Source organism: Pseudomonas sp. DC3200b2 (genome assembly GCF_049895785.1).
Taxonomy (GTDB): Bacteria; Pseudomonadota; Gammaproteobacteria; order Pseudomonadales; family Pseudomonadaceae; genus Aquipseudomonas; species Aquipseudomonas massiliensis.
In genome coordinates this window covers 262462-283441 of record NZ_JAFCTA010000002.1, presented here as the reverse complement: position 1 = coordinate 283441, position 20980 = coordinate 262462, and the positions used below count along the sequence as shown (strand labels likewise).

12 protein-coding genes are annotated in these 20980 nt (G+C 62.9%); 4 read left to right on the top strand and 8 right to left on the bottom strand.

Annotated elements, in window-relative coordinates:
• Positions 1-32: 32 nt before the first annotated feature.
• Entirely contained in the window at positions 33-4205 is a 4173-nt protein-coding gene (locus ACP691_RS07040; protein WP_426198907.1) for a PAS domain S-box protein, read from the bottom strand.
• Between the two features lie 318 nt (positions 4206-4523).
• Here ACP691_RS07040 and ACP691_RS07035 point away from each other — a divergent pair, with 318 nt between their 5' ends.
• Complete coding sequence (locus ACP691_RS07035) at positions 4524-4733, top strand: hypothetical protein (RefSeq protein ID WP_426198905.1); 210 nt, start codon at positions 4524-4526, stop codon at positions 4731-4733.
• Positions 4734-4820: 87 nt separating this feature from the next.
• On the opposite strand, the gene treA is transcribed toward ACP691_RS07035, so the two are convergent.
• From treA to ACP691_RS07010, 5 genes are all read right to left on the bottom strand, one after another.
• Positions 4821-6473, bottom strand: coding sequence for an alpha,alpha-trehalase TreA (gene treA, locus ACP691_RS07030; RefSeq protein ID WP_426198903.1), 1653 nt, complete (start codon positions 6471-6473; stop codon positions 4821-4823).
• A 189-nt stretch (positions 6474-6662) separates the two neighbouring features.
• Positions 6663-7736: a polyamine ABC transporter substrate-binding protein gene (locus tag ACP691_RS07025; RefSeq protein ID WP_426198901.1), complete on the bottom strand. Its 1074-nt coding sequence runs from the start codon at positions 7734-7736 to the stop codon at positions 6663-6665.
• 43 nt (positions 7737-7779) lie between these two features.
• Positions 7780-8121 (bottom strand): cupin domain-containing protein, encoded by a 342-nt coding sequence (locus tag ACP691_RS07020; RefSeq protein WP_426198899.1) that lies wholly within the window; start codon positions 8119-8121, stop codon positions 7780-7782.
• A complete protein-coding gene (locus tag ACP691_RS07015; RefSeq protein WP_426198897.1) occupies positions 8118-9542 on the bottom strand; it encodes an NAD(P)/FAD-dependent oxidoreductase in 1425 nt (474 codons plus the stop codon). The genes ACP691_RS07020 and ACP691_RS07015 overlap by 4 nt, the downstream gene beginning before the upstream one ends.
• A 56-nt stretch (positions 9543-9598) precedes the next feature.
• Positions 9599-10387 carry a helix-turn-helix domain-containing protein gene (locus ACP691_RS07010; protein ID WP_426198895.1) on the bottom strand — a complete coding sequence of 263 codons (789 nt, stop codon included), beginning with the start codon at positions 10385-10387 and terminating at the stop codon, positions 9599-9601.
• A gap of 287 nt (positions 10388-10674) precedes the next feature.
• Between ACP691_RS07010 and ACP691_RS07005 the strand changes: the two genes are divergently transcribed.
• The gene (locus ACP691_RS07005) at positions 10675-12831 is read left to right on the top strand and encodes an ATP-binding protein (RefSeq protein ID WP_426198894.1); all 2157 of its coding nucleotides are present in this window, start codon (positions 10675-10677) and stop codon (positions 12829-12831) included.
• A 130-nt stretch (positions 12832-12961) separates the two neighbouring features.
• On the top strand, positions 12962-13912 hold the full coding sequence (locus ACP691_RS07000; RefSeq protein WP_426198892.1) for a 2-hydroxyacid dehydrogenase: 951 nt from the start codon (positions 12962-12964) through the stop codon (positions 13910-13912).
• A gap of 57 nt (positions 13913-13969) precedes the next feature.
• Here the strand turns inward: ACP691_RS07000 and ACP691_RS06995 are convergent, their stop codons facing one another.
• Positions 13970-19108, bottom strand: coding sequence for a trifunctional serine/threonine-protein kinase/ATP-binding protein/sensor histidine kinase (locus ACP691_RS06995; RefSeq protein ID WP_426198890.1), 5139 nt, complete (start codon positions 19106-19108; stop codon positions 13970-13972).
• 438 nt (positions 19109-19546) lie between these two features.
• Here ACP691_RS06995 and ACP691_RS06990 point away from each other — a divergent pair, with 438 nt between their 5' ends.
• Positions 19547-19921, top strand: coding sequence for a response regulator transcription factor (locus ACP691_RS06990; RefSeq protein WP_426198889.1), 375 nt, complete (start codon positions 19547-19549; stop codon positions 19919-19921).
• On the opposite strand, the gene ACP691_RS06985 is transcribed toward ACP691_RS06990, so the two are convergent.
• Complete coding sequence (locus tag ACP691_RS06985) at positions 19918-20901, bottom strand: response regulator (RefSeq protein ID WP_426198887.1); 984 nt, start codon at positions 20899-20901, stop codon at positions 19918-19920. The genes ACP691_RS06990 and ACP691_RS06985 overlap by 4 nt on opposite strands.
• Positions 20902-20980: the final 79 nt, after the last annotated feature.

Genomic DNA, 20980 nt, shown 5'->3' with positions numbered 1-20980 from the left:
GGTGCCCTTGCCGGGACCAGCGGCCGCGCCTTTCACTCCAGACGAGTACGCATCTGTTCCTCGCTGGCTTCGAGCAGTTCCCTCAGTTCACGGGCCAGGCTTGCTGTGGCCACGCCCTCTATGGTTTCAGCATCCGCCCGCTCGAGGCTTGCTTCAAGCTTGCCCGCACGCATCGACAGGGCCTTGGCGCCGATATTGGCCGCGCTACCCTTGATCGCATGGAATATGGCCCGGGCTGTGGCGCGGTCTCCGGTGGCGGCGACACCTTCCAGCCGATTGAGCAGCTCCCGGGTGTCGGTGGCGAAAATGTCCAGCACATTGCGCAGCAAGTCCAGATCGCCACCGAAACGGCCAGTCACCGTAGGCCAGGCTTCGAGCAGGCTGTCGCTGTCCTGTCGCTCGATCACGGACAGCGGTTCTGGACGGCTGTGCCCTACCTGTTCGTTGAGGCATTTCACCAGCCCGGCCAGGTCGATCGGCTTGCTGATGTGGTCGTCCATGCCTGCCGAGAGGCAGGCCTGACGATCCTCGCTAGACGCGTTGGCAGTCATGGCGATGATCGGCAAGCCCTGGAAGCGCGGGTCCAGACGGATACGCCGTGTAGCCTCCAGGCCATCCATTTCCGGCATCTGCACATCCATCAGCACAGCATCATAGGTGTTCGGTGCATTGTTCAGAGCAACCAGGGATTCGTAGCCATTGCCAGCCAGGGTGACGTTGGCGCCCTCCATGTGTAGCAGCCCACTGGCCACTTGCTGATTCACGGCGTTGTCTTCCACCACCAGGATATGCAGCCCGGCCAGGCGCTTGGGCTGACGCTCGGGCGGCGGCGCAGCCGCGATGGGCCGCCCTTCCACCACACCCAGCACGCAATCGCGCAACTGGCGCGGCGTCACCGGCTTGCTCAGGGTCGTGGCGAACAAGGTCTTCTGGGACACCGGGTCGGCCTTGGATAGCTGGTCCGCATAGGCCGTGACCATGACCATATGCGGCCGCTGCGCTTCAGGCAACGCGTCTTGGATCATTCTGGCGGTGGCCACACCATCGATATCGGGCATGCGCCAGTCCATCAGGATCAGGTCATAGGGTGCCGTCGTGTTGGCCGCGCGACGCACCCGCTCCAGTGCCTCACGGCCCGACAGTGCATGCTGCGCCGTCCAACCCAGGGCCTGGATGGTACGCGAGAGCACATCGGCGCTGGTGGCATTGTCGTCTACTACCAACAGCCTGAGTGGCAACCGCCGCCCGGGAAGTGGCAGAGGAACCTGGCCACCATCCTGTACCTGCAGCGGCACGTCGAACCAGAAACGGCTGCCAACCCCAACCTCGCTTTCCAGTCTCAGCTCGCCCCCCATGAGCATCACCAGGCGGTTGCTGATGACCAGGCCCAGGCCGGTCCCACCGAAGCGTCGAGAGGTGGACGCCTCAGCCTGATTGAAGCCTTCGAAGATGCGCTCCTGCTGTTCCGGGCTGATGCCGATGCCACTGTCGCTGACGCTGAAGCGAAGCGTCACCTGGCCGTCGTGCCGTTCGACCACCTCCAGCCGAATGATGACCTCGCCATCCAGGGTGAACTTGAGCGCGTTACCCACCAGGTTCACCAGCACCTGTTTCAGGCGCAAGGCGTCCCCTACCAGCAGGGATGGCACGGTCGGCTCGATATCGAACACCGCCTCGACTTCCCGGGTACCCTGGTTGCCGGCGATGATGATGGCCAGTTCCGTCAACAGCTCGTCCAGTTCGAAGGCATAGCTTTCAAGCTTCAGCTTCCCGGCTTCGATCTTGGAATAGTCCAGGATGTCATTGAGCAACTCCAGCAGCGAGCGCGCCGCTTGACGGGCCTTGGCGACGTAGTCCCGCTGCTGGGCATCCAGGGCTGTGCGTTGCACGAGCTGAAGCATGCCCAGGACGGCATTCAACGGGGTACGGATCTCGTGACTCATGTTGGCCAGGAAGGCGGACTTGGCCGCGCTGGCCTCGTCGGCACTGGCCTTGGCCTGCCGCAAGGTGTCTTCGAGTTCCTGCTGGAGGGTGATGTCCCGGTTGATACCCGTTACCCGCAATGGTTTGCCATCGGCGTCCAGCTCGGCAAGGGCGGCGGCCTGGATATGTCGCAGGCGACCATCCGGCAGGCGGGCTCGGAATACCAGCTCATAGGGTTCCTGGTATTGGAGCAGCGCGTGCATGGCCTGCTCGCAACGTCCGATGTCGTCCGGGTAGACGCATTGCAGCCAGTCTTCGTAGTGCAGCACGCGATCGCGATTGGGATCCAGGCCATAGAGCTCGAACATGCGCTCATTCCAGGTCAAGGCGCGATCGGCCAGGTTGAAGGCCCAGATACCCAGCGCGGCGGCCTGGGCGGCCAGCAGCAACTGATCCCGCGCCGCCAGCAACTCATTGCGCTGCTTGATTTCGGTGGTGATGTCAGTCACCACGCACACGAACACGCGAGACTCAGCACTGCTTTTCAGGCCCACGGACACCCGCGCGGGGAAGACGCTACCGTCCTTGCGCAGGCCATGGATTTCCTGGCTGCGAGAAGACGGCGCTGCTTTCTCCAAGGTTCGGGCCACAAAGCGCTCGTAGGCGGACCAATGCGTGGCTGGAATCAGGCGGGTCACATGCTCGCCGATGACCTCCTCGGCCTCATAGCCGAATACTCGGCTGCTGGCAGGATTGAAGGACAGCACGGTGCCGCTTTCATCGATGCTCAGCACCGGATCGACCACGGTGTCGAGAATGGCCTGGGTGGTGGCGCGGCTGTCGTGCACCGCTTCCTGAAGGGCCTCGTTCTGCACCTGGATGCGAGCGGTCTGGGCCTTTTGCAGAGTGATATCCCGCGCCGTTACCGAAGCGCCGATGATCTGCCCATTGGGGCCGTGCACCGGTGAGGGCGTAATGGACACCTGAATCAACTGGCCGTTCTTGTGCGCCCTGACGGTTTCGTAATTCGGCACGAACTCGCCCTGGGCGACCCTAGCCAGCATGGCGTTTTCCTCGTCAACCCGATCGGCCGGGACGATCAGGCGGTTTATGGGACGCCCCAGGGCTTCGTCCGTAGTGAAGCCGAACAGCAGTTCAGCGCCCCGGTTCCAACTGCTGACGATACCGTCGAGGGTTTTACCGATAATGGCGTCCGATGCGCTCTCAACGATGGCGCCCAGCTCCATGCGCGCATAGAGAATTTCCCGGCGTTGCGCCCGGCTAATGGCGATGGCGCCGGCCAGGCCCGCCAGGCCAAGGCTGGCCAGGATACCCACCAACCATACCCAGGCCGGGGCGATGATGCTCTGCCGGGAAACGAAGGCTGGGGTGACGCTGAAATCGAATGCCCAGCGCCGGCCGAACATCTCATGTTCCAGATGGGTCGGAAGAAGCCCCGCGGCCGGTGAGCTGGGCCCTTGGTTATTGAAGAACGTAACGGGCATCGCGTCCGGGTTCGAAACGTCGGATAACGCCACGTGCAGCCATTGCGGGTCAATGCGCAGCCCTTGCAGCACCTCGGACATCAACAGAGGCGCGTAGCTGAGCCCAACCAATTGCGCGCGTCGCTCCTCGAGCGTGCCAGGGGTTCGCGGGCTGCGGTAGATAGGCATCAGCATCAGGAAAGATTGCTGCGGCTTGGACTTTTCCTGCATCAAGGTGATCGGCTGGGTCAGGCGCACCTCGCCGGTATCGATGGCTTCATGCGCTGCTCTGCGTCTGTTGGGCTCCGAAGCAATATCGAAGCCCAAGGCGTTGCGATTGCCACGGTTCGGCTCGATGTACTGGATGAACAGCCGGTCGCCGTCGTGTGGCCCGACGCTACTCAGGGCGTACTCAGGGCCCATATCTGCCCGAACCCTGGCCAGAAACGCCGCCTCGCCTCCCATGGGCACCCGCCGAACGAAACCGAAGCCCCGCGCGCCCGGGAATTCGACCCCTACGTCCCGGGATTCGGCATAGCGATGGAACACAGCCTGGGTAAGCGCATCCTCGCCTACGCTCAGGATCGCGCCACGAACTCCACGCAAGCCATATTGGTAAAGCTGGACACGATTGAAAATGGCATCCGTGGTGTCGTGGACGATGTCGGAAACGGCCTGATCCACCCTCGCTTCGTTGGCTCGGGCCACCAGCCAGGCGGCGCAGCCAGACAGCACCAGCCCTATCGCCAGCGTGACCAGGGCGGCTGGATAGAAACTCGAACGCGTCCGTGTGGTCATCGCGCCTCTTCCCTGTGGGCCTCTATGTACTGCGTGCCCGTTGTTTTCAGGATAGCCTCCGCTAGCACCCATGCTTGTCCAAGCGTAGCTCCCTTTCGAAAGCTTGCAGGCTCGCCCTGACGACAATCGCCTATCAGGAAGGCACGTAACAGATACTGTTGCCGGCCGGCAAGATTCTCGAAGCTAATATGCGGCGCAGATTAGAGGCCCGTCACATAACCTGCAACATTTCCTGTGGCCGCTGAAACCGCGCTCCGGCTTCGCTGTCTTCTTTGCAGAAACGCGCCACCAGGGCGCGGTATTTCGCTGGAGCCCGCGATGCCTTTACCCGCCTTGTTTCTCAATGCCGTTTTTTGTACCAGTGAGGCGCATACCACTTGCATGCCGCCGCAATTCGTATGGACCGCCGAAACCTTCGTGCGCGAGGAAACGCGAGTCGAGCAATGCACCACCAAGGCCACGCAGCTCAATGCGAAGCGCAAGGACCTCAGCATGCTGTACCGATGTGACACGGTAAAAGGCGCCTGACATACTCGCGACTGACAGGAGCCGGCAAAGCCGGTGAATCGTGAACATGGACGAAGAGTCGCCAGCTTCGCGGGCTCCTAGCGGCAATCAGTTCCCTGAAGCTGTCTGCTCATCAGGGCCGCCGTACAGCCGCAGCAGCCGCAAGGTTACGCCGTTGGTCCAGCCGAAACCGTCCTGCAGCGCATACTCGCCGCCGCCACCCCCCTGGCCCCCTTCGATGTCGTATTTCTCCACCAGCTTGGCTTCCCGATCGTAAAGGCCCTGCACCTGGGTCAGGAAACGGCTGCCGATGGTCCGCGCGAGTGTGTCTTGTCCGTAGCCGCGCAGCCCTTCGACCGCGATCAGTTGCAGGGGCGCCCAGCCGTTGGGTTCGTCCCACTGCTGGCCGCTGCTGACCGTGGTGGTCGCCAGGCCGCCAGGGCGGACCAGCCGCTGATTGACGCTGGCCGCGGTCTGCTCGGCATGGGCGCGGCTGGCAAGCCCGCTATAGAGCGGATACAGGCTGGCGGCAGTGATGCTGTCACTGAGGCGCTTCTGTTTCCAGTCATAGTCTGCATAGAAGCCGGCCGGGTTCCACAGATAGCGCTCGACCGCTTTTTGCCGCGCCTGGGCCCAGCCACTGTAGCGCGCCGTGCAACTGGCCTGGCCGCTTTGCTGGCACGCCTTGGCGATGGTCTGCTCCAGATGGAAGAGCAAGGCGTTGAGATCTGCCGGCACAATGGCGGTCGTACGAATGCTGGCCAGGGTATGGCCGTCGCCCAGCCAGCGCGAAGAATAATCCCAGCCACTTTCCGCGCCGGCGCGCAGATCCCGGTACACCTCGGCGGCCGGTCGGTCGGGCGCCTGGGCCGCCGTGGCACGGTCCTCAGCCCAGGATTCCTGGCGCGGCGCGTCACTGGCGTCCCAGTAGCGGTTGAGCACGGCACCGTCGGCAAGCTTGACCACATGCGCGTTCGCTTCGCCGGGCTTCAGGCCCTGCGCGCCCTCCATCCAGTAGGCGTATTCCTTTTGCAGCTGGGGAAGATACCGCTGGTATGTCGCCGGGCCGTCGAGGCTGGCGAGCAAGTCCACCATGTAGGCGAAGAATGGGGGCTGCGAACGGCTCAGATAGTAGGTGCGGTTACCGTTGGGAATATGCCCGTAGGTGTCGATCAGGTAGGCGAAGTTGTCCACCATGTCGCGCACCTGAGCGGTGCGCCCGTTCTCGGCCAGGCCGAGCATGGTGAAATAGGAATCCCAGTAATACATTTCTCGGAAGCGACCGCCCGGAACCACGAAGGAGCGAGGCAAGGGCAACAGGCTGCTGTAGGCCGGTACCTGTTCATAGCGGCGGGTAAGCACCGGCCAGAGGTCGTTGATATGGGTATTGAGGTCGGCTCCGGGCTTTGGCGGTTGAACATCGGCTGTACCTGATTCTTCGAAATGCGCGCTGACAAAGGCCTTGAGGTCGAACCCCGGCTGGTCTTTCTGGCTCAGGTAGGCGGCGCGGATGTCGGCCGGGGCCTGCCTGGGCAGCGCGTCGACGAAGTGCTTCTGGTCCGTGAACAGGCCGCTCTGCTGCACCGCCAGGAACAGTTCGGGATAAGCCTGGTCTGGAGGCACTTCCCGGCTCGCTGTGACCGCCTCCCAGCTCCAGGTGGGCAATCCAGGCTGCGGCGCCTGCTGCGCCGTGGAGCAGCCATAGATGGCTGCCAGGGTGATGGAGACGGCCAGGCTGGTCGCGCGGTGGAATGACCTCATGAAAGCTCCTTGTTCGCGATGCGGATACCTTCAAGTCGACTCGTGCGCACCGCAGGTGGTTCGTTCGACCTGCGCGAAAAAAACTTCAGGGTGCTTGTGGCGGGCGGGCGGTCCTGGCCCGGCGCCCGGCCCTTGCAGGGGGGCGATCGGGCCTGAGCGCGAGCGGAACGGCCGGAGCCTGCGGCCGGGTCAGCCGCCGTTCTTCACCGTGCTCCAGACCCGCGTGCGCACGCGGTCGATGGCTTGTGGCATCGCTTCGAGCACGAACAGCTTCTGCATGACGTCCTCAGGTGGATACACCATGGGGTTGGCGCGAATCGCCGGCTCCACCAGCGGGTCGGCGGCGGCGTTGCCGTTGGCGTAATGCACCGCGTCGCTGATCTGCGCCATTACCTTGGGTTCAAGCAGGTAGTTGAGAAACGCATAGCCGGCAGCCTCATCAGGCGCGTCGGCAGGCATGGCGACCATGTCGAACCACATGGGCGAGCCCTCCTTCGGAATCACATAGGCGATATGTTGGCCATTGCGGGCTTCGTCGGCCCGAGCCGCGGCCTGCATCACATCGCCCGAAAAGCCGACCACCATGCAAAGGTCACCGTTGGCCAGGTCCGCGGTGTATTTGGAACTGTGGAAGTAGCTTATGTAAGGGCGCACCTTCATCAACAGGGCCTGGGCCTTGTCATAGTCCGCCTTGCTCTTGCTGTGATGGGGAAGCCCCAGGTAGTTGAGGGCAATGGGAAGAATCTCCGGGCCGTTATCCAGGAAGGCAACGCCGCACTTGGCCAGTTTCTGCATGTTCTGCGGCTTGAAGATGACATCCCAGGAATCGACCGGCACGTCCCCCAGCGCTGCCTTGACCTTGTCCAGGTTGTAGCCGATGCCAGTGCTGCCCCACAGGTAAGGAAAGCCGTGACGGTTACCAGGGTCATTGGCCTCAAGGGCCTTGAGCAAGGCCGGATTAAGGTTGTGCCAGTTGGGCAGGCGACTGCGGTCCAGTGGCTTGAGCGCGCCGGCGGTGATCTGGTGGGCCATGAAGTGATTGGAAGGAAAGACTACGTCATAACCCGAATGCCCGGCCATCAGCTTCGCATCGAGCATTTCGTTGCTGTCGTAGAGATCGTACTGGGTGGGATGGCCGGTGGCAGCGGTGAAGTCCCGCAAGGTATTGGGCGCGATATAGCTGCTCCAGTTGTAGATCTTCACCGTATCGGCCGCCTGGGCGGCGACGCTGGCTAGCAATAATGGAGCGATGAACTTCAACATCTGACACCTCGACCTTTATTCTTCGGTTCTCTGGAAGGGGCAGTTAGAAAATCAATACATAGGTTTTGCGAACGGTTTCTTGTATGTCCCAGGTGCCTGTCGTGTTCGCGGGGAACATCAACGCGTCGCCGGCCTGGATGTGCAGCGGCTCACCGTCGTCCGGGGTGAAGGTGCAGCGCCCCTGGATGAAATGGCAGAACTCTTGTTGAATGATCTGGCGTCGCCAGCGGCCTGGCGTGCATTCCCACACCCCCGCCTCCACTCCATCGTCGCGCGTGCTGCTCTGGCTGGCGACTCGGGCCACCGGCTCGCCAAGCGGCAGGGCCACCGGACCCGGGTCTCCGAGAACAACGGCGGCGGTGTTCGTGAAATGGTCGATCTTCATGAGAAAGGCTCCTTGCTATGCATCAGCCGCTCCATGGCGCCGGCCAGGCCCTCGGCCATCCGGCGGCGCCAGGGCGACGTAACGGGGTTACGGAGAACGCGGTCCTCCAGGACGAAGCTGCGGATGATTGCGTTGTAGCCCAGCCATCGAAAGGGTTCGGGTTCCCAGCGAGGCAGCGAGGACAGGGGGCGGTCGCCCACTACCCAGGGCTGGCGGGTCAGGGCTGTCTCACGACCCAGAATCAGGTCGGCCAGGGTGCGGCCCCCTAAGTTGCTGGCGCCGACGCCTTCCCCACCGTATCCGCCAGACAGCGCCACCTGCTGCCGGCGGTCGGCAAGCATGTGTGGATGAAAGCGGCGGGCAACGCCAAGGTTGCCGCCCCAGGCATGGGTAAGCCGGACATTGCGCAGTGTCGGGAAAAGCTCACTGAACAGTTGCTGGCGCAAGGCGCGCTCTTGGCACGTGAGGTTGAAGTCCTGACGCAGCCGCCCGCCGAAACGATAGCCCCCGCGCGCGCCGAATATCAGGCGGTTGTCCGCGCTGCGCTGTCCGTAGGTGACTTGCCTGCTGCTCTCGCTGAACGCCTGGCCATGGGCCAGGCCGATACCTGCCCAGGTATCCTCCGACAAGGGCTCGGTGGCGACAATCAGACTCTGCGCGGCCAACTGGTGCTTGCCCAGGGGTGAAAGCTCGCTGGAATACCCTTCCACTGCCGGTACCACCCAGTCGGCTCGTACCTCTCCCGTGGCCGTGGTGACACTGCCAGGACCCCAGGCGACGACTGGGCTTCGCTCGAAGAGGGTCACCCCCAGCCGCTCCACCGCTCTGGCCAGGCCACGTGCCAGCTTGGCCGGCTGCACCGTCGCGCAGTGGGGGGAGTAGAGCGCGCCATAGGCATTGGCTACGTTAAGTCGCGCGCTTAGCTCACTAGGCTCTAGCCAGCGATAATCGGCCTCGCCCAAGCCCAGAGCACGGTAGCTTTCCAGGTAACCACGCAGGCGTGACTCCTGCTCAGGATAACGTGCGGCGCAGTAGAGCACGCCGCCCTTGCGCAGGTCGCAGTCGATCTTCTCTCTCTGGCACACAGCGGCGACTTCGTCCGGAATGCCTTGCAATAGCCCAAAGCCCTCGGCCCGCGCCGAGGCAGGCAGCCCGCCAAGCAGGCGGTCCTCACCGAGCAGATTGCCCATCAGCCAACCGCCATTGCGTCCTGAAGCGCCGAAGCCCGCGGTCTGGGCCTCAAGGATGACCACCTTGAGGTGAGGCGCCAGTCGCTTGAGGTAATAGGCTGTCCATAGCCCGGTATAGCCGGCTCCGATGATGGCGACGTCGGCCTGAAGCCTCCCGGACAAGGCCGGGCGGGCGGTCAGAGGCTCCTCCAGTTGGTCCATCCACAAGCTCACCCCACGCCAGCCCGTCATGCCCTGCCTCACTCGTCGATTTGGCCAGAGTGTAAGCAGCCGTTGCGTTGACTGTCTTATCTGCGGGTACGCGCGCAATGCGCCTTGAGCCAGGCCTTGGGAGAGGTGCCGGTACCGGCGCGAAACGCCTTGTAGAAAGCGGAGGTGGAGTTGAATCCGGCCCGGCCGGCCCATTCATCGATGGCCACGGTTTCACCCTGCTGGGTCCATTGGCCGAGCAGGTAGGCCAGGCGCGCCTGGTTGACATAACGATAGAAGCTCTGGCCAAGCACCTGATTGAGCAGGTAGGACATCTGGTTACGGCTGTAACCCGTGGCGCGGGCTACCGCTTGCAGGCTCAGCTCGGGGTCCAGGAAGGGCCGCTGGCGTTCGAAGTAATCATTCAGGTCCCGCGCCATGTAGCTCAGCTGGCGGGCCGAAAGCCCCAGCTTGCTGATGGCAGGCGCACGCTGGTTGTCAGCCAAGCTCGACTCCGGCGCCCGGACCAGGGAGGCGTACTCGTTGATACGCCAGATCAGCCCGTCGCGAACGGTGATGGCTTCGCTGGAGCGGAACACTACCCGCTGCCCGCTGCCTGCCAGCGCCGTCTGGTATTGGATGAAGGCCGTGTCGCCATCGACCCGTATGCGGTCGGTGTGCTCAAGGTAATCTTCCGGCTGTCTTGGCAAGGTCTGGGAAACATAGTCCCGGAGTTCGCCGATGCTCAGGCAGCGGTTCTGGAAGAAATCGTTGTATTGCACCTCGGGATGATAGAGCGCGAGGATGGCCTCCAGGTCCCGGCGTTTCCAGGCCAGGTGATAGGCCAATACAGTGGCCTGAGTGTCGGCGGAAGCAACGGTAGACATGCGCGGGCTGATCTGGCTGGCAGTCAGCCCAGTATGGGCAAGCCCAGGCCGTGATGAAACCCCTCGCCTTGCGCCTCGCCCGATCGCCGCCTGATGTCCCCGGTTAGCGTAACGCCTGCGCCTGCTCGCTACGCTTCCAGGCGCCGCCGGAAGCAGGAACCAGACAAGCGTTTCCTATACGGCATGCCCGATTTGCTATCATCCAGGGCACGGGTCCACCGATGCGGTGTCCTACAAAGCGTCATGGCCCATCCATGGTTCCGACCCTCGCACTTATAAGGCCCGCCATGCCCGATGTTTTACCCGGCCAGATTACCCTCGCGAACTGTGAAAGTGAGCCCATCCATACCCCAGGCTCTATCCAGCCCCATGGGGCGCTGGTTGCCCTGGGCCGGCACGGCCAAGTACTGACCCGTAGCGCTAACTTCGAGCGACACCTGGGCGTGGACGCCGCGCCCGGCCAGGGCCTTCCGGCGCCTTTGCTCGCCCAGTTGGGCGAGCTGGTCCAGGCGGGCTTGGCCGGTGAAGACGGTTGGAGCGACAGCGGCCGGTATACCGTGGGTGAGCACGGTTTCGATGTCATCGCCCATCGCTTCCAGCAGCTGCTTTTCGTCGAATTCGAGCCCCAGCCGCTCGCGCAGAACGCATTTTTCAGCCTGGCGGCCGACGCGCAGCGGATCATCGCCCGCATCCGTCACGCTCGGGACTTGCAGATCCTGATGAGCCGCCTGACCACGGATATCCGAGAGCTGACCGGCTATGACCGTGTCATGGCCTACCGTTTTCGCCCCGACGACTCCGGCGAAGTGGTCGCCGAGGCTCACCGGCCAGGGCTGGTCTCCTACCTGGGGCAGCGTTATCCCGCTTCGGATATCCCGCGGCAGGCGCGCCGCCTGTATATCCAGAACCCTACCCGGCTGATCGCCGACGTGGCCTACAGCCCGTCCCCCCTGGTGCCTGGCCTGCAGGAAAACGGCCAGCCGTTCGACCTGAGCCATTGTGAGCTGCGCAGCGTGTCCCCGATTCATTGCGAATACCTGAGCAACATGGGCGTCCATGCCTCCATGAGCGTCTCCATCGTGGTCGGGGGGCGGTTGTGGGGCCTGTTCTCCTGTCATCACTACCAGGCCAAGACCCTGGCCTACCCGGTCAGGCTGTCGTTCTCCATGATTTCGCAAATGTGCGCGGCCCTGGTCGAGCGCCTGGAGCAATGGCAGGAAGGTGAAGCCATGAACCTGGCGCAGACCCGTATCCATGCCTTGGAAGAAGGGCTGCACGATGCCGAAGACCTGCTGGCCGCCCTTTGCCACTCAACCCCGGGGCTGGACCACTTGCTCGACTGCGAGGACGTAGCCGTGTGCCTCAAGGGCCGGGTACAAACGCTTCGCGGACTGGCCGACGAAGCCGCCCGCGAAATGAACGGTTACCTGTCGATGCTCGGAGACAAGGACCTCTACGCGCTTGATCGCTGGCCAGGCCCGGCGCCGGTCAAAGGCTTGTGCGGTGTGATGGCGGTGCGCTTCGACCGGGTTGAAAACGGCTGGATCATGTGGTTTCGCAGCGAACAGGTCGAGCACGTTCGCTGGGGCGGAAAGCCGGAGAAGATCGTGGATACCGGGCCTTCCGGGCCGCGGCTTACGCCGCGCGGTTCGTTCGAGGCCTGGGAGGAAGTGGTACGGGGCCAAGCCACGCCATGGTCACGAACCGACCGGGCTATCGCCGAGCGCCTGCGCCAGGCCCTGGGCAACGTCGTATTCAGTCGGGTGAGTCACACCAATGGAATGCGCCAGCTGTTGATCGCCGCGCTCGGCCATGACCTGCGCACTCCGCTGCAGTCGATCACCATGGCCGCCTCTATGCTTTCTGACAGCGAGCAACGGACGGCTCGCTTGCGCCAGAGCATTGCCACGTCTTCCGGACGGATGACCCGGCTGGTCAGCCATGTGATGGAGCTGAGTCGGCTACAGGCGGGCCTGGGCATGGCACTGAGCAAAACCCTGACGGACATGTCCGCCCTGTTGGAGGTTTTGGCCAGCGAGGCGGAGCTGGCCTACCCTGGCTTACGGCTGGAACGAAGCATCAAGCCGGGCCTGCATGCCGACGTAGATCCGGATCGGCTGGCTCAGGTTGTCATCAACCTGATCGGCAACGCCTCACAGCACGGCAACGGTAACCGCGCGCGCCTGAGCCTGGATGTCGAAGATGGCGAACTGGCGCTTTCGGTCAGCAATCCGGCACCGCCCATGGATCAGACACGGCTGGCCAATCTGTTCTCGCCGCTCAAGGGCACCACCAGCCAGCAAGGCAATCGCGACGGGCTTGGCCTGGGCCTCTACATCTGCGATGCCATCGCGCGGGCCCATGGCGGCTCGATCACGGCGCGGCAGGTCAATGGCGAAGTGATCTTCACCGTCAGGCTTGCCATGGCTGATCCGGCTTCCTGAACATCACGAGGCGACCGAAAAGACGCTAAGCTGGAGCGCGACGAACCGGATCCAGGACCAGGCAGCAGTGGTCTGACGGCCTGGTTTCAATTACGCGGCCTAGCATGGTGCCGCCTCGATGGAGCAATGCATGACGGACACAAGGGTGGATGTTTTGGTCTGGGGGGCCCTGAACCCTAGCCTGATGGCGAATCTGGAGCAGCACTATCGCATCCATAATCGGGCCGAGATCACGGACGTGGCCAGTTGGGGCCGGGAGCACGGATACAAGATCAGCGCCGTGGTGACCAGCGGCGTGCTGGGGACCGAAATCGAGGTTCTGGAGCGATTGCCCAATCTGAAAGTGGTCTGCAGTTTCGGTGTGGGCTACGACGCTATCGACGTAGCCTACCTGGGCGACCGAGGCATCGCGCTGAGCAACACCCCTGACGTGCTCAACAATGCCGTGGCCGAAACCGCCATGGCGCTGATGCTGTGCCTGACCCGCCGCATCAGCGAAGCCGAGCGATTCGTGCGCGCCGGTCAGTGGCCCACCGGGAAATTCCCGCTGGGGCGCCAGCTCACCGCGAAGACCTGTGGCATCGTGGGGCTGGGGAAGATCGGCAAGACCATCGCCCGTCGCGCTGCCGCCTTCGATATGAACATTGCCTATTACCGCCGTGGCCAGGCCTACCCCGGAGTGGACTACACCCATTACGACGATTTGAAGGCTCTGGCCCGGGCCGCGGATTATCTGGTAGTGATCGTGCCCGGCGGCGCGGATACCCAGCACCTGATCGATGCCTCGGTGCTCCAGGCACTGGGCGCCGAAGGCTACCTGGTCAATGTCGCCCGTGGTTCGGTGGTCGATGAGCAGGCCCTGGTCGCGGCCTTGCAAGCCGGGCAGATCGCCGGCGCGGCGCTGGACGTCTTCGAAAACGAGCCCCATGTTCCGCAGGCTCTGATGACCATGGATAATGTCGTGCTGGCACCACACATCGGCAGCGGCACCCAGGAGACTCGCCAGGCCATGGCCGACCTGGTATTCGCCAACCTGCGTCAGTTCTTCGAAGACGGCACGCTCATCACGCCTGTGCAATGACAAGGCGCCCTCCCCGCGCCTGGACTGTAAGGCCACGTTTTTTCGCCAGCGTGGGGATTACACCAAGGGCGGGTTCGATACGCCTGCCGCCAATAGCGAAAAGCGAATGCGCCCGCCGCCCTGCTCATTGTCCTCGGCCACCAGGTTGCCACCGTGCGCCTTCATGATGGTTCGGCAGATGGCCAGGCCCATCCCCAGGCCGGTGCCCTTGGTCGTGAAGAAGGCCTCGAAGATCCGTTCGCGGTTTTCGACCGCGATACCCGGGCCGTTGTCATCCACCCGGACCTGCGCCTCGTCTCCGTCACGCCAGGCACGGATATGGATCAGCCGGGCGCCACTGTTAAGCGAAACGGCTTCGGCCGCATTGTTGATCAGGTTGTAGACCACCTGCTGAATCTGCACCGGGTCTGCGTTGACGCTCAGGTCCGGTTCCAGGTTTGCCTGAAGGGTAACGTTCTGACGCTCCAGGTCCGCGGCGGTCAGCCGCAAGACTTCCTGGATAAGCTCATCGAGCTTGAAAGGCTGGCGTTGCGGCGGCGTCTGCTTGGCAAGTTGTCGCAAGGCGCGCACGATGTTGGTCGCCCTGGCGCCATCGACGCGTATATCCTCCAGCCCGCGCATAGCCTCTTCGATGTCGGGCTGCTCACGGGCGAGCCACATCAGGCTGGCATCGGCGTTGGAGACGATGCCCAGCAACGGCTGGCTGATTTCATGGGAAATGGACGCTGAAAGCTCTCCCATCACGGTCAGGTGGGCGCTGCGGGCCAGGGCCTCCCGGGAGCGCCTCAGTTCACTCTCTACCTGGGCTTTCAAATGGGCTTCTTCCACCAGCTTTTCGTAAAGCCGCGCGGTGTCCAGGGAAACGGCCGCCTGGGTCGCGACTATGTCCAGCACCGATAGCCGCTGCTCGTTGAAGACCCCCGGCGACAGGCTGTTCTCCAGGTACACCAGGCCCAGCACGGCCCCCTGGCGCAGCAAGGGCATGCATAGCACCGAGCGGGTATGACGCAGTACGAAGTCATCCCTGTATGCCTCCGGGCAGTCGATATGCACATCGTCCAGCACCAGCGCCTTGCGGGTACGAAAAGTCGCGTTGAGCACCGAAGCGGGCACCTCGGCCTGGGAAAGATTGTCCAGATCGATGACGACCTCACCTTGGGCGACCCGGCCGGAAGCCGCAATATTGAGCTTGCCGGCCTGGACCACGTAGAGCACGCCCAGGTCAGCGCCAGCCTGAACCATCAGATGGTTCATCAAGGTGACGACCAGGCGGTCCAGCAACACCTCTTCGCTCAGCGCCTTGGCGGTCTGGATACTGACGGCAAGGTCGAGCCCGGGCTCGGCGAAGGGTCGATGCTCCACGATAGGCTCGCTGGCCAGGAAGGAGAATTTTCTTTCCAGCCAGTCCGCCTTGCCGTCACCACCCCACATCCTGTACCAGTCTCGCGCCACTCGCATGTGCAGGGTGATGCCAGAGATCAAGCCGTTCTTGCCTGTAGCGGTACCCAGCATCTCATGAGCGAGGGCGTATTCATTGACGAAGCCGGCCGCTGCTGAAGCAATGGCCGACTCGTCGAAGCAGCGGATAGCATGCATGTCGTCATCCTGGAGCATGGCGATCATGCCTTCGATGAACATCAGCTTGCTCTTGAAGGTTGCCGGGTTGATGGCCGCCCAGTGGGCGAAGCGTTCCCGCGTCGCTTGCAGCAAGCTGAGCTTGCCATGTAGCCCGCCCGGGGCGTCGGGGTGAGCCTTGGCCAGACTCGAATAGAGGTAGAAATCCGCCAGGTTGATATGTGCCGGTATGGCCCAGGCCAGGCGCTCGGCGGCATCGAACTCGGCGATCGCACTGAGGAAGTCATGGTAGAAGTATGCAGTCATGCCGGCATACAGATGCTTGAGGAACGCCGTGGTCTGGGAGGTTCCATTAGAGAGTGGGCGCAGCGGCAGGCTTCCTTCCTCGGCGCTGGCCGGCCCTATCCTGGTGCCACGACCATGACGCATGGCTGTAACGAACTGCTTCTGCGCCAGCAGAATCTGCTCGACGTCGGCGTACTGGTACTGGCGGACCAGCGCCAGGCCCCGGGAGATCTCTTCTTCCACCTTGATCAGGCGCTCGCCCATGATGAGCAGATCCGAGGCCACGTGGTAGCAGGCGTAGCAGGCCATGCTGATGTTCTCGCCCGCCTGGCCCGCGCGTATGGCTTGCTTGGCCTTGTGCAGCGCGCTCTTGAGTGGGAGGGTCCAGGGCGACAGGCGATCCATGGCCACCAGGGTCGCCGCCCGCGTATGCTCGTAGCCTCGGGCGTCCACCATGGCCTGGCCTGCCTGCGCGAAGGCCAGGCCTTGAGCATAGGCACCGAAGCGGTCGGCCAGTACCACGCCGAACCAGGCTAGCCCTTGGGCCGAAGCCGGGGCCGAACCGTGGCGCAGGGTCAGTTCCACGATCTTGGCCAGGTGGGTGAAACGCAGGCCTCCTTCGATGAACAAAGTGCAGAACAGCGCGCTGAGCAGGTCTACCGAGGCGATGAATACCCGGTCCGCGCAAGGCGCGAGCTGGCCGAGCTCTTCGATAGGACGGGCGCCGATCAGCTCCCTGATGACGGCATAGGAACGATCGATTTCCGCCTCGCTGGGATGGCGGTCCAGATCCACGCCCAGCAGGCGAAGCCCAGCCAGTGCCGCGCAGATCGCGCTTTCGTAGTCCGACTGCAAGGTTTTGAGGGTGGCCTGCAAGCGATAGGCAATGGCCTGGTCATAAGGGGCGCAGGCATTGCGCAATACCGCCGAGATCAATTCCTCGGACGCCTGGAGGTGCCCCAGTTGCAGCTCGCATTCGGCATACAGGCGGTGCGCTTCGAAACAATCCACGTACTGGAAGCCCCAGCCAGGCTCTTCCAACAGGCCAATGGCCGTGGCCAGATAGCCACTGGCCTGGTTCAGGGCCGCGGCGTCCTTGGCGCGTTCGGCGGCGGCGATCAGCAATCGGGTGAAGGGTATGCGGTACTGTGAGGCGATAGTGTGCAGGGAGGCACGCTGGATCTGGTTGGCGATCTCGAACGCGCGGTCGCCCGGTCGTTCGCTCCAGACTTCCAGCATCGCCGCGGCGATCAGGCCATGCTGGGTTGCCTGCTGTTCCACGGGCAACATGTTGTAGGCTGCCTCCAGCAAGCGATCATGCGGGAAGGTGTAGCTGCCCTCATCGTGGATCAGCAGCCCGGCCGAGAGCAGCGGTTCCAGTTGTCTGGAGGTCTGGGCAGGGGACTTGTCGCTGATGTGCAACAGCAGCGCCTGATCGCAACGGGTACCCACGCAGCTGGCCAGGCGCATGAGCTCGCGCTGGTCTACCGGCAGCCGATCCAGGCGCTCGATCATCAGGTCAACCACGTTGTCGGCATATTCATGCTTGCGCACCTGCTGCGCAGACCAGGCCCAATGCCCGGTGGTGGCGTCCACCCGCAAGATGCGATCGTCGACCATCGCCCGCACGATCTGGTGTACGAAGTAAGGGTTGCCAGCCGTCTTGGCAGCTACGATCTTGGCCAGGTGCGGGGCGTCGTCGATGGGCAACGCCAGCGAGGCGCTCATCAGTTGCGCCACGGATTCGCTGGACAGCGGCTCCAAGAACACTTCCGAAGCAGGGGTGATGTTGCGCTGGGCAGCGCGATCGAGGAACTGGCCGTGGCTACGCAACGCCTCCACTTCATTGTCACGATACGCCACGATCAACAAAACGTTGCCTGGCGGCTCGTTGAGGAAGGCCGTGAGCAGCAGAAGCGTGGACTCATCGGCCCATTGGAGGTCATCCAGGAACAGCAGCAGCGGTTCTCCCTCGCTAGGGAACGCTGCCAGTGCCCGCAGAAGCGTGCGGGTCGCCCGCCCTTGGGCCTGGCGCGCCGGCAGCTCGGTCAGCGGGGGTTGACGGCCGATCACCGTTTCAAGGTCCGGCACCAGTTCGGTCAGCAGGCGGCCGTTGCCGTCCAGGTTCTTCAGCAGGGCCTGGCGTATCGTTTTCAGCTGTTCTTCCGGGCGTCCAAGGACGCGGCCGGCCAAGGATTGGAACACTTGAGCCAGGGGAGCATAGGGTACCTGGCGCTGCAGCAGGTCACTCTTGCCGCTGGCCCACCAATGCCTGCCCTGACCCTGGAAAAGATCGCTGACCAGTGCGGATTTTCCCGCGCCAGGCGCGCCGCTGACCAGTAACAATTCGGAGACGCCGGTGGTAGATACCCGGCGCAGGGCCCCCTTGAGTCGCTCGCTTTCGTACTCGCGACCAAACAGGCGCTGCGATCTGGAGAAGCCGGGCTTGAAGTCGGTTCGTCCAAGTACGAAGTCTTTGATGGAGGCGGTGGCCTCCCATTGCGCGATGCAGCGGGACAGGTCGGCGGCCAGCGCATCAGCGGTCTGATAGCGCCCTCCGGGGTCCTTGGCCAGCAACTTGAGGATTATCTGGCGCACCATCTGGGGCACACGCGCCTCATCCACGGCGCGAAGGGAGACGGGAATGGCCAGATGGGCGTGCATCCAGTGGGCCGGGTCCTTCGCTTCGAACGGCAGGTGGCCGATGAGTGCCTGGTAGAGCACCACCCCCAGCCCGTAGAGATCGCTTCTGGCATCTGAAACCCTCTCTGATGGCCGGATCTGTTCCGGTGCCACATAGGGCCATTGCTCCAAGGTCGGGAGCAAGTGACTGGTAGCGACGAGCGCGGTCGATTGGAAGCCGCTGAGCCGTACATGGTCGCCCTCCCCCACGAGGATGTGGACAGGCCTAGGGTTGCCATGGATGATGCCGCTGGCATGGGCGTTGGACAGGGCGCGGGCTGCCTTCTGGATGATGCTCAGCACCCGACCCAATGGAAGCGGACTGGCCTGCAACATCTCTGAGAAACGCGTTTCTTCGGTTTTTGCAAAGAGCAGGAGCAAGCCATCGGTGGTCCGGATCAGCGCTTGCGGTACCTGCGCCCAGGCGGCATCCAGGGCCAGCTGGTGCTGGCGCTCCAATTGATGACAGGCGCACGGCGACTGCACCGACACCCGAACCCCCTCCCAGCATCGGTTGAAAAGCGGGTCGCGGACTTCACAGTAGGACAGATCCCCTTCCCGGCGAACCAGGCTCAGGGTACAGCGGGCCAACCAGGCCTCATCGAATTGAAGCGGCTGGGCAAGTACCCGGGAGCTGTCCAGTTGACCGGTCATTGTTGAGTCCATGCAGGGCGAGCGGCGGCGAAGCGCTGATTATACCGGTGCAACCTCTCGAGAACTTTAATGTGGAGATGGCCGTATAGCGTTCTGCTTTGGCAGTCCACCGTCCTATTTTCAACGGAACCGATACTTGACAAGTTCAGCGCGCGACAAAAAAAGGCCTTTACCTATCCCTAGGGATAATTGTCTGAAACCGCGCGTTTGCATTATTTTAAGTTCAGCCTGCCAGCCTTCGCCTGACACCTTTCCCGGACACTGGGCATTAGCGGATATCAGCCTTTTCGCCAGGCGCACCGCTGATTCAAGTGAACCCGGCAAGCGTGCCGTGGAGTGGTACGGCCAACTTATATCGGCGACGCCGAACATGCCCGGGATTCGCTCCAAGGGCCCTGGCTTTGTATTGAGCGGCGGCTGTGAGCCGGGATGATAACAATGTTGAGTGTAGGCGTGGTCGACGATGACCTCTCAGTGCGCAAGAGCTTGATGAATCTGCTGAAGGCCGCTGGGTATCGCCCAACCAGCTTTGCTTCCGGCGAGGCGCTGCTCGCCAGCCCTGACATCGACGCTTTCGACTGTATCGTGATGGATTTGCGGATGGGCGGCCTGCAAGGCACACAGGTGCAACGTCTGTTGAATGAGGGTGGTAGCTCGCCGGCGGTGATCTGCATGTCGGCATTCTGGGACCAACCTTCGCTGGACGAAGCCAGCACCCAGGGCGCCTACCACTGCCTACGCAAGCCCTTTACCGCCGAGGAACTGCTGGCGTCCATACAGGGCGCGGTCGCCGGGCGCCAGCCCCCTGGCTAGACCGCGGCGGGGGCGGCCACCGGCGGTATCATCGCTCGACCAAGGCGCTGGCCAAGATGGAACAGATCGGCCATGGAACCCAATTCCAGCTTGCTGAATATGTTTTTCTTGTGGACCTTGATCGTCACTTCGCTCAGGTTGAGCTGCCTGGCAATGGCCTTGCTCTGCGCACCGGACAGCAGCGCGTCGAACACTTCGCTCTCGCGGACACTCAGCCTGCCGAAGCGACGGCTCGCTTCCTCCGTATGGCGCCTGGCTTCGAAACGCAGCATGGCCTGGCCCAGGGCTTCCCGTAGGCTGCCGAGCAACTGCGTGGAATCGAAGGGCTTGACGAGCAGGGTTTGCGCCCCGTTCTTCATGGCCCTGACCGCTATTTCAATGGTTCCGAAGCCGGTGATGAAGACAATGGGAAACGGCGCCTGGCGCTGGGCCAACTCCGCCTGGAGATCGAGGCCGCTGGCTTGCTTGAGATTGATGTCCAGCAACAGACAGCCAGGGTTGTTGAAATCGCATCGCTCAAGGAACGCCTCGGCGCTGTCCAGGGCGAGGGCTGACAGCCCGTGGACACGGCATTGACGTAAGAGTGCATCACGCACGCTTGGGTCGTCGTCCACAATGTAAATAATGGGCTGTCCGTTTTCAGCGCTGTTCCAGCTCAACGCTTCGCTGCTTGGCGCACCGACCTGTGGCCCGACCGTCAGGTTCAAGCGATATCCCCGCCTCGGTATGGTCTCGAGTTGGCTCTTGTCAGCCTTCAATAACCGGCGAAGGTAGGATATTTGCACGTGGACATTGTTTTCTTCCACATAGAGCCCGGGCCATACCGCTTCCAGTAGTGCCTGTTTGGTCACAAGTTGGTTCGGGTTATCCATAAGGATGCGAAGGATATCGAAAGCCCGGCCGCTGATGGGAACCGGCACTCCCTCAAGATACGCCTGTCGCCCCTCGACCGATATTTCAGCTTGGCCTATCCGTATCATCAAGCTGTCCTGGGAGTGGAACTTTGGTTGAGTGTTTTTGTATCACTCCCGCAACGATAGCCCAGGCAGGGCGCTAGGA

Bases quoted from the DNA above. Each gene is read 5' to 3' on its own strand.
- ACP691_RS07040 (WP_426198907.1), bottom strand. From the start codon at position 4,205: ATGACCACACGGACGCGTTCGAGTTTCTATCCAGCCGCCCTGGTCACG.
- ACP691_RS07035 (WP_426198905.1), top strand. From the start codon at position 4,524: ATGCCTTTACCCGCCTTGTTTCTCAATGCCGTTTTTTGTACCAGTGAG.
- treA (WP_426198903.1), bottom strand. From the start codon at position 6,473: ATGAGGTCATTCCACCGCGCGACCAGCCTGGCCGTCTCCATCACCCTG.
- ACP691_RS07025 (WP_426198901.1), bottom strand. From the start codon at position 7,736: ATGTTGAAGTTCATCGCTCCATTATTGCTAGCCAGCGTCGCCGCCCAG.
- ACP691_RS07020 (WP_426198899.1), bottom strand. From the start codon at position 8,121: ATGAAGATCGACCATTTCACGAACACCGCCGCCGTTGTTCTCGGAGAC.
- ACP691_RS07015 (WP_426198897.1), bottom strand. From the start codon at position 9,542: ATGACGGGCTGGCGTGGGGTGAGCTTGTGGATGGACCAACTGGAGGAG.
- ACP691_RS07010 (WP_426198895.1), bottom strand. From the start codon at position 10,387: ATGTCTACCGTTGCTTCCGCCGACACTCAGGCCACTGTATTGGCCTAT.
- ACP691_RS07005 (WP_426198894.1), top strand. From the start codon at position 10,675: ATGCCCGATGTTTTACCCGGCCAGATTACCCTCGCGAACTGTGAAAGT.
- ACP691_RS07000 (WP_426198892.1), top strand. From the start codon at position 12,962: ATGACGGACACAAGGGTGGATGTTTTGGTCTGGGGGGCCCTGAACCCT.
- ACP691_RS06995 (WP_426198890.1), bottom strand. From the start codon at position 19,108: ATGACCGGTCAACTGGACAGCTCCCGGGTACTTGCCCAGCCGCTTCAA.
- ACP691_RS06990 (WP_426198889.1), top strand. From the start codon at position 19,547: ATGTTGAGTGTAGGCGTGGTCGACGATGACCTCTCAGTGCGCAAGAGC.
- ACP691_RS06985 (WP_426198887.1), bottom strand. From the start codon at position 20,901: ATGATACGGATAGGCCAAGCTGAAATATCGGTCGAGGGGCGACAGGCG.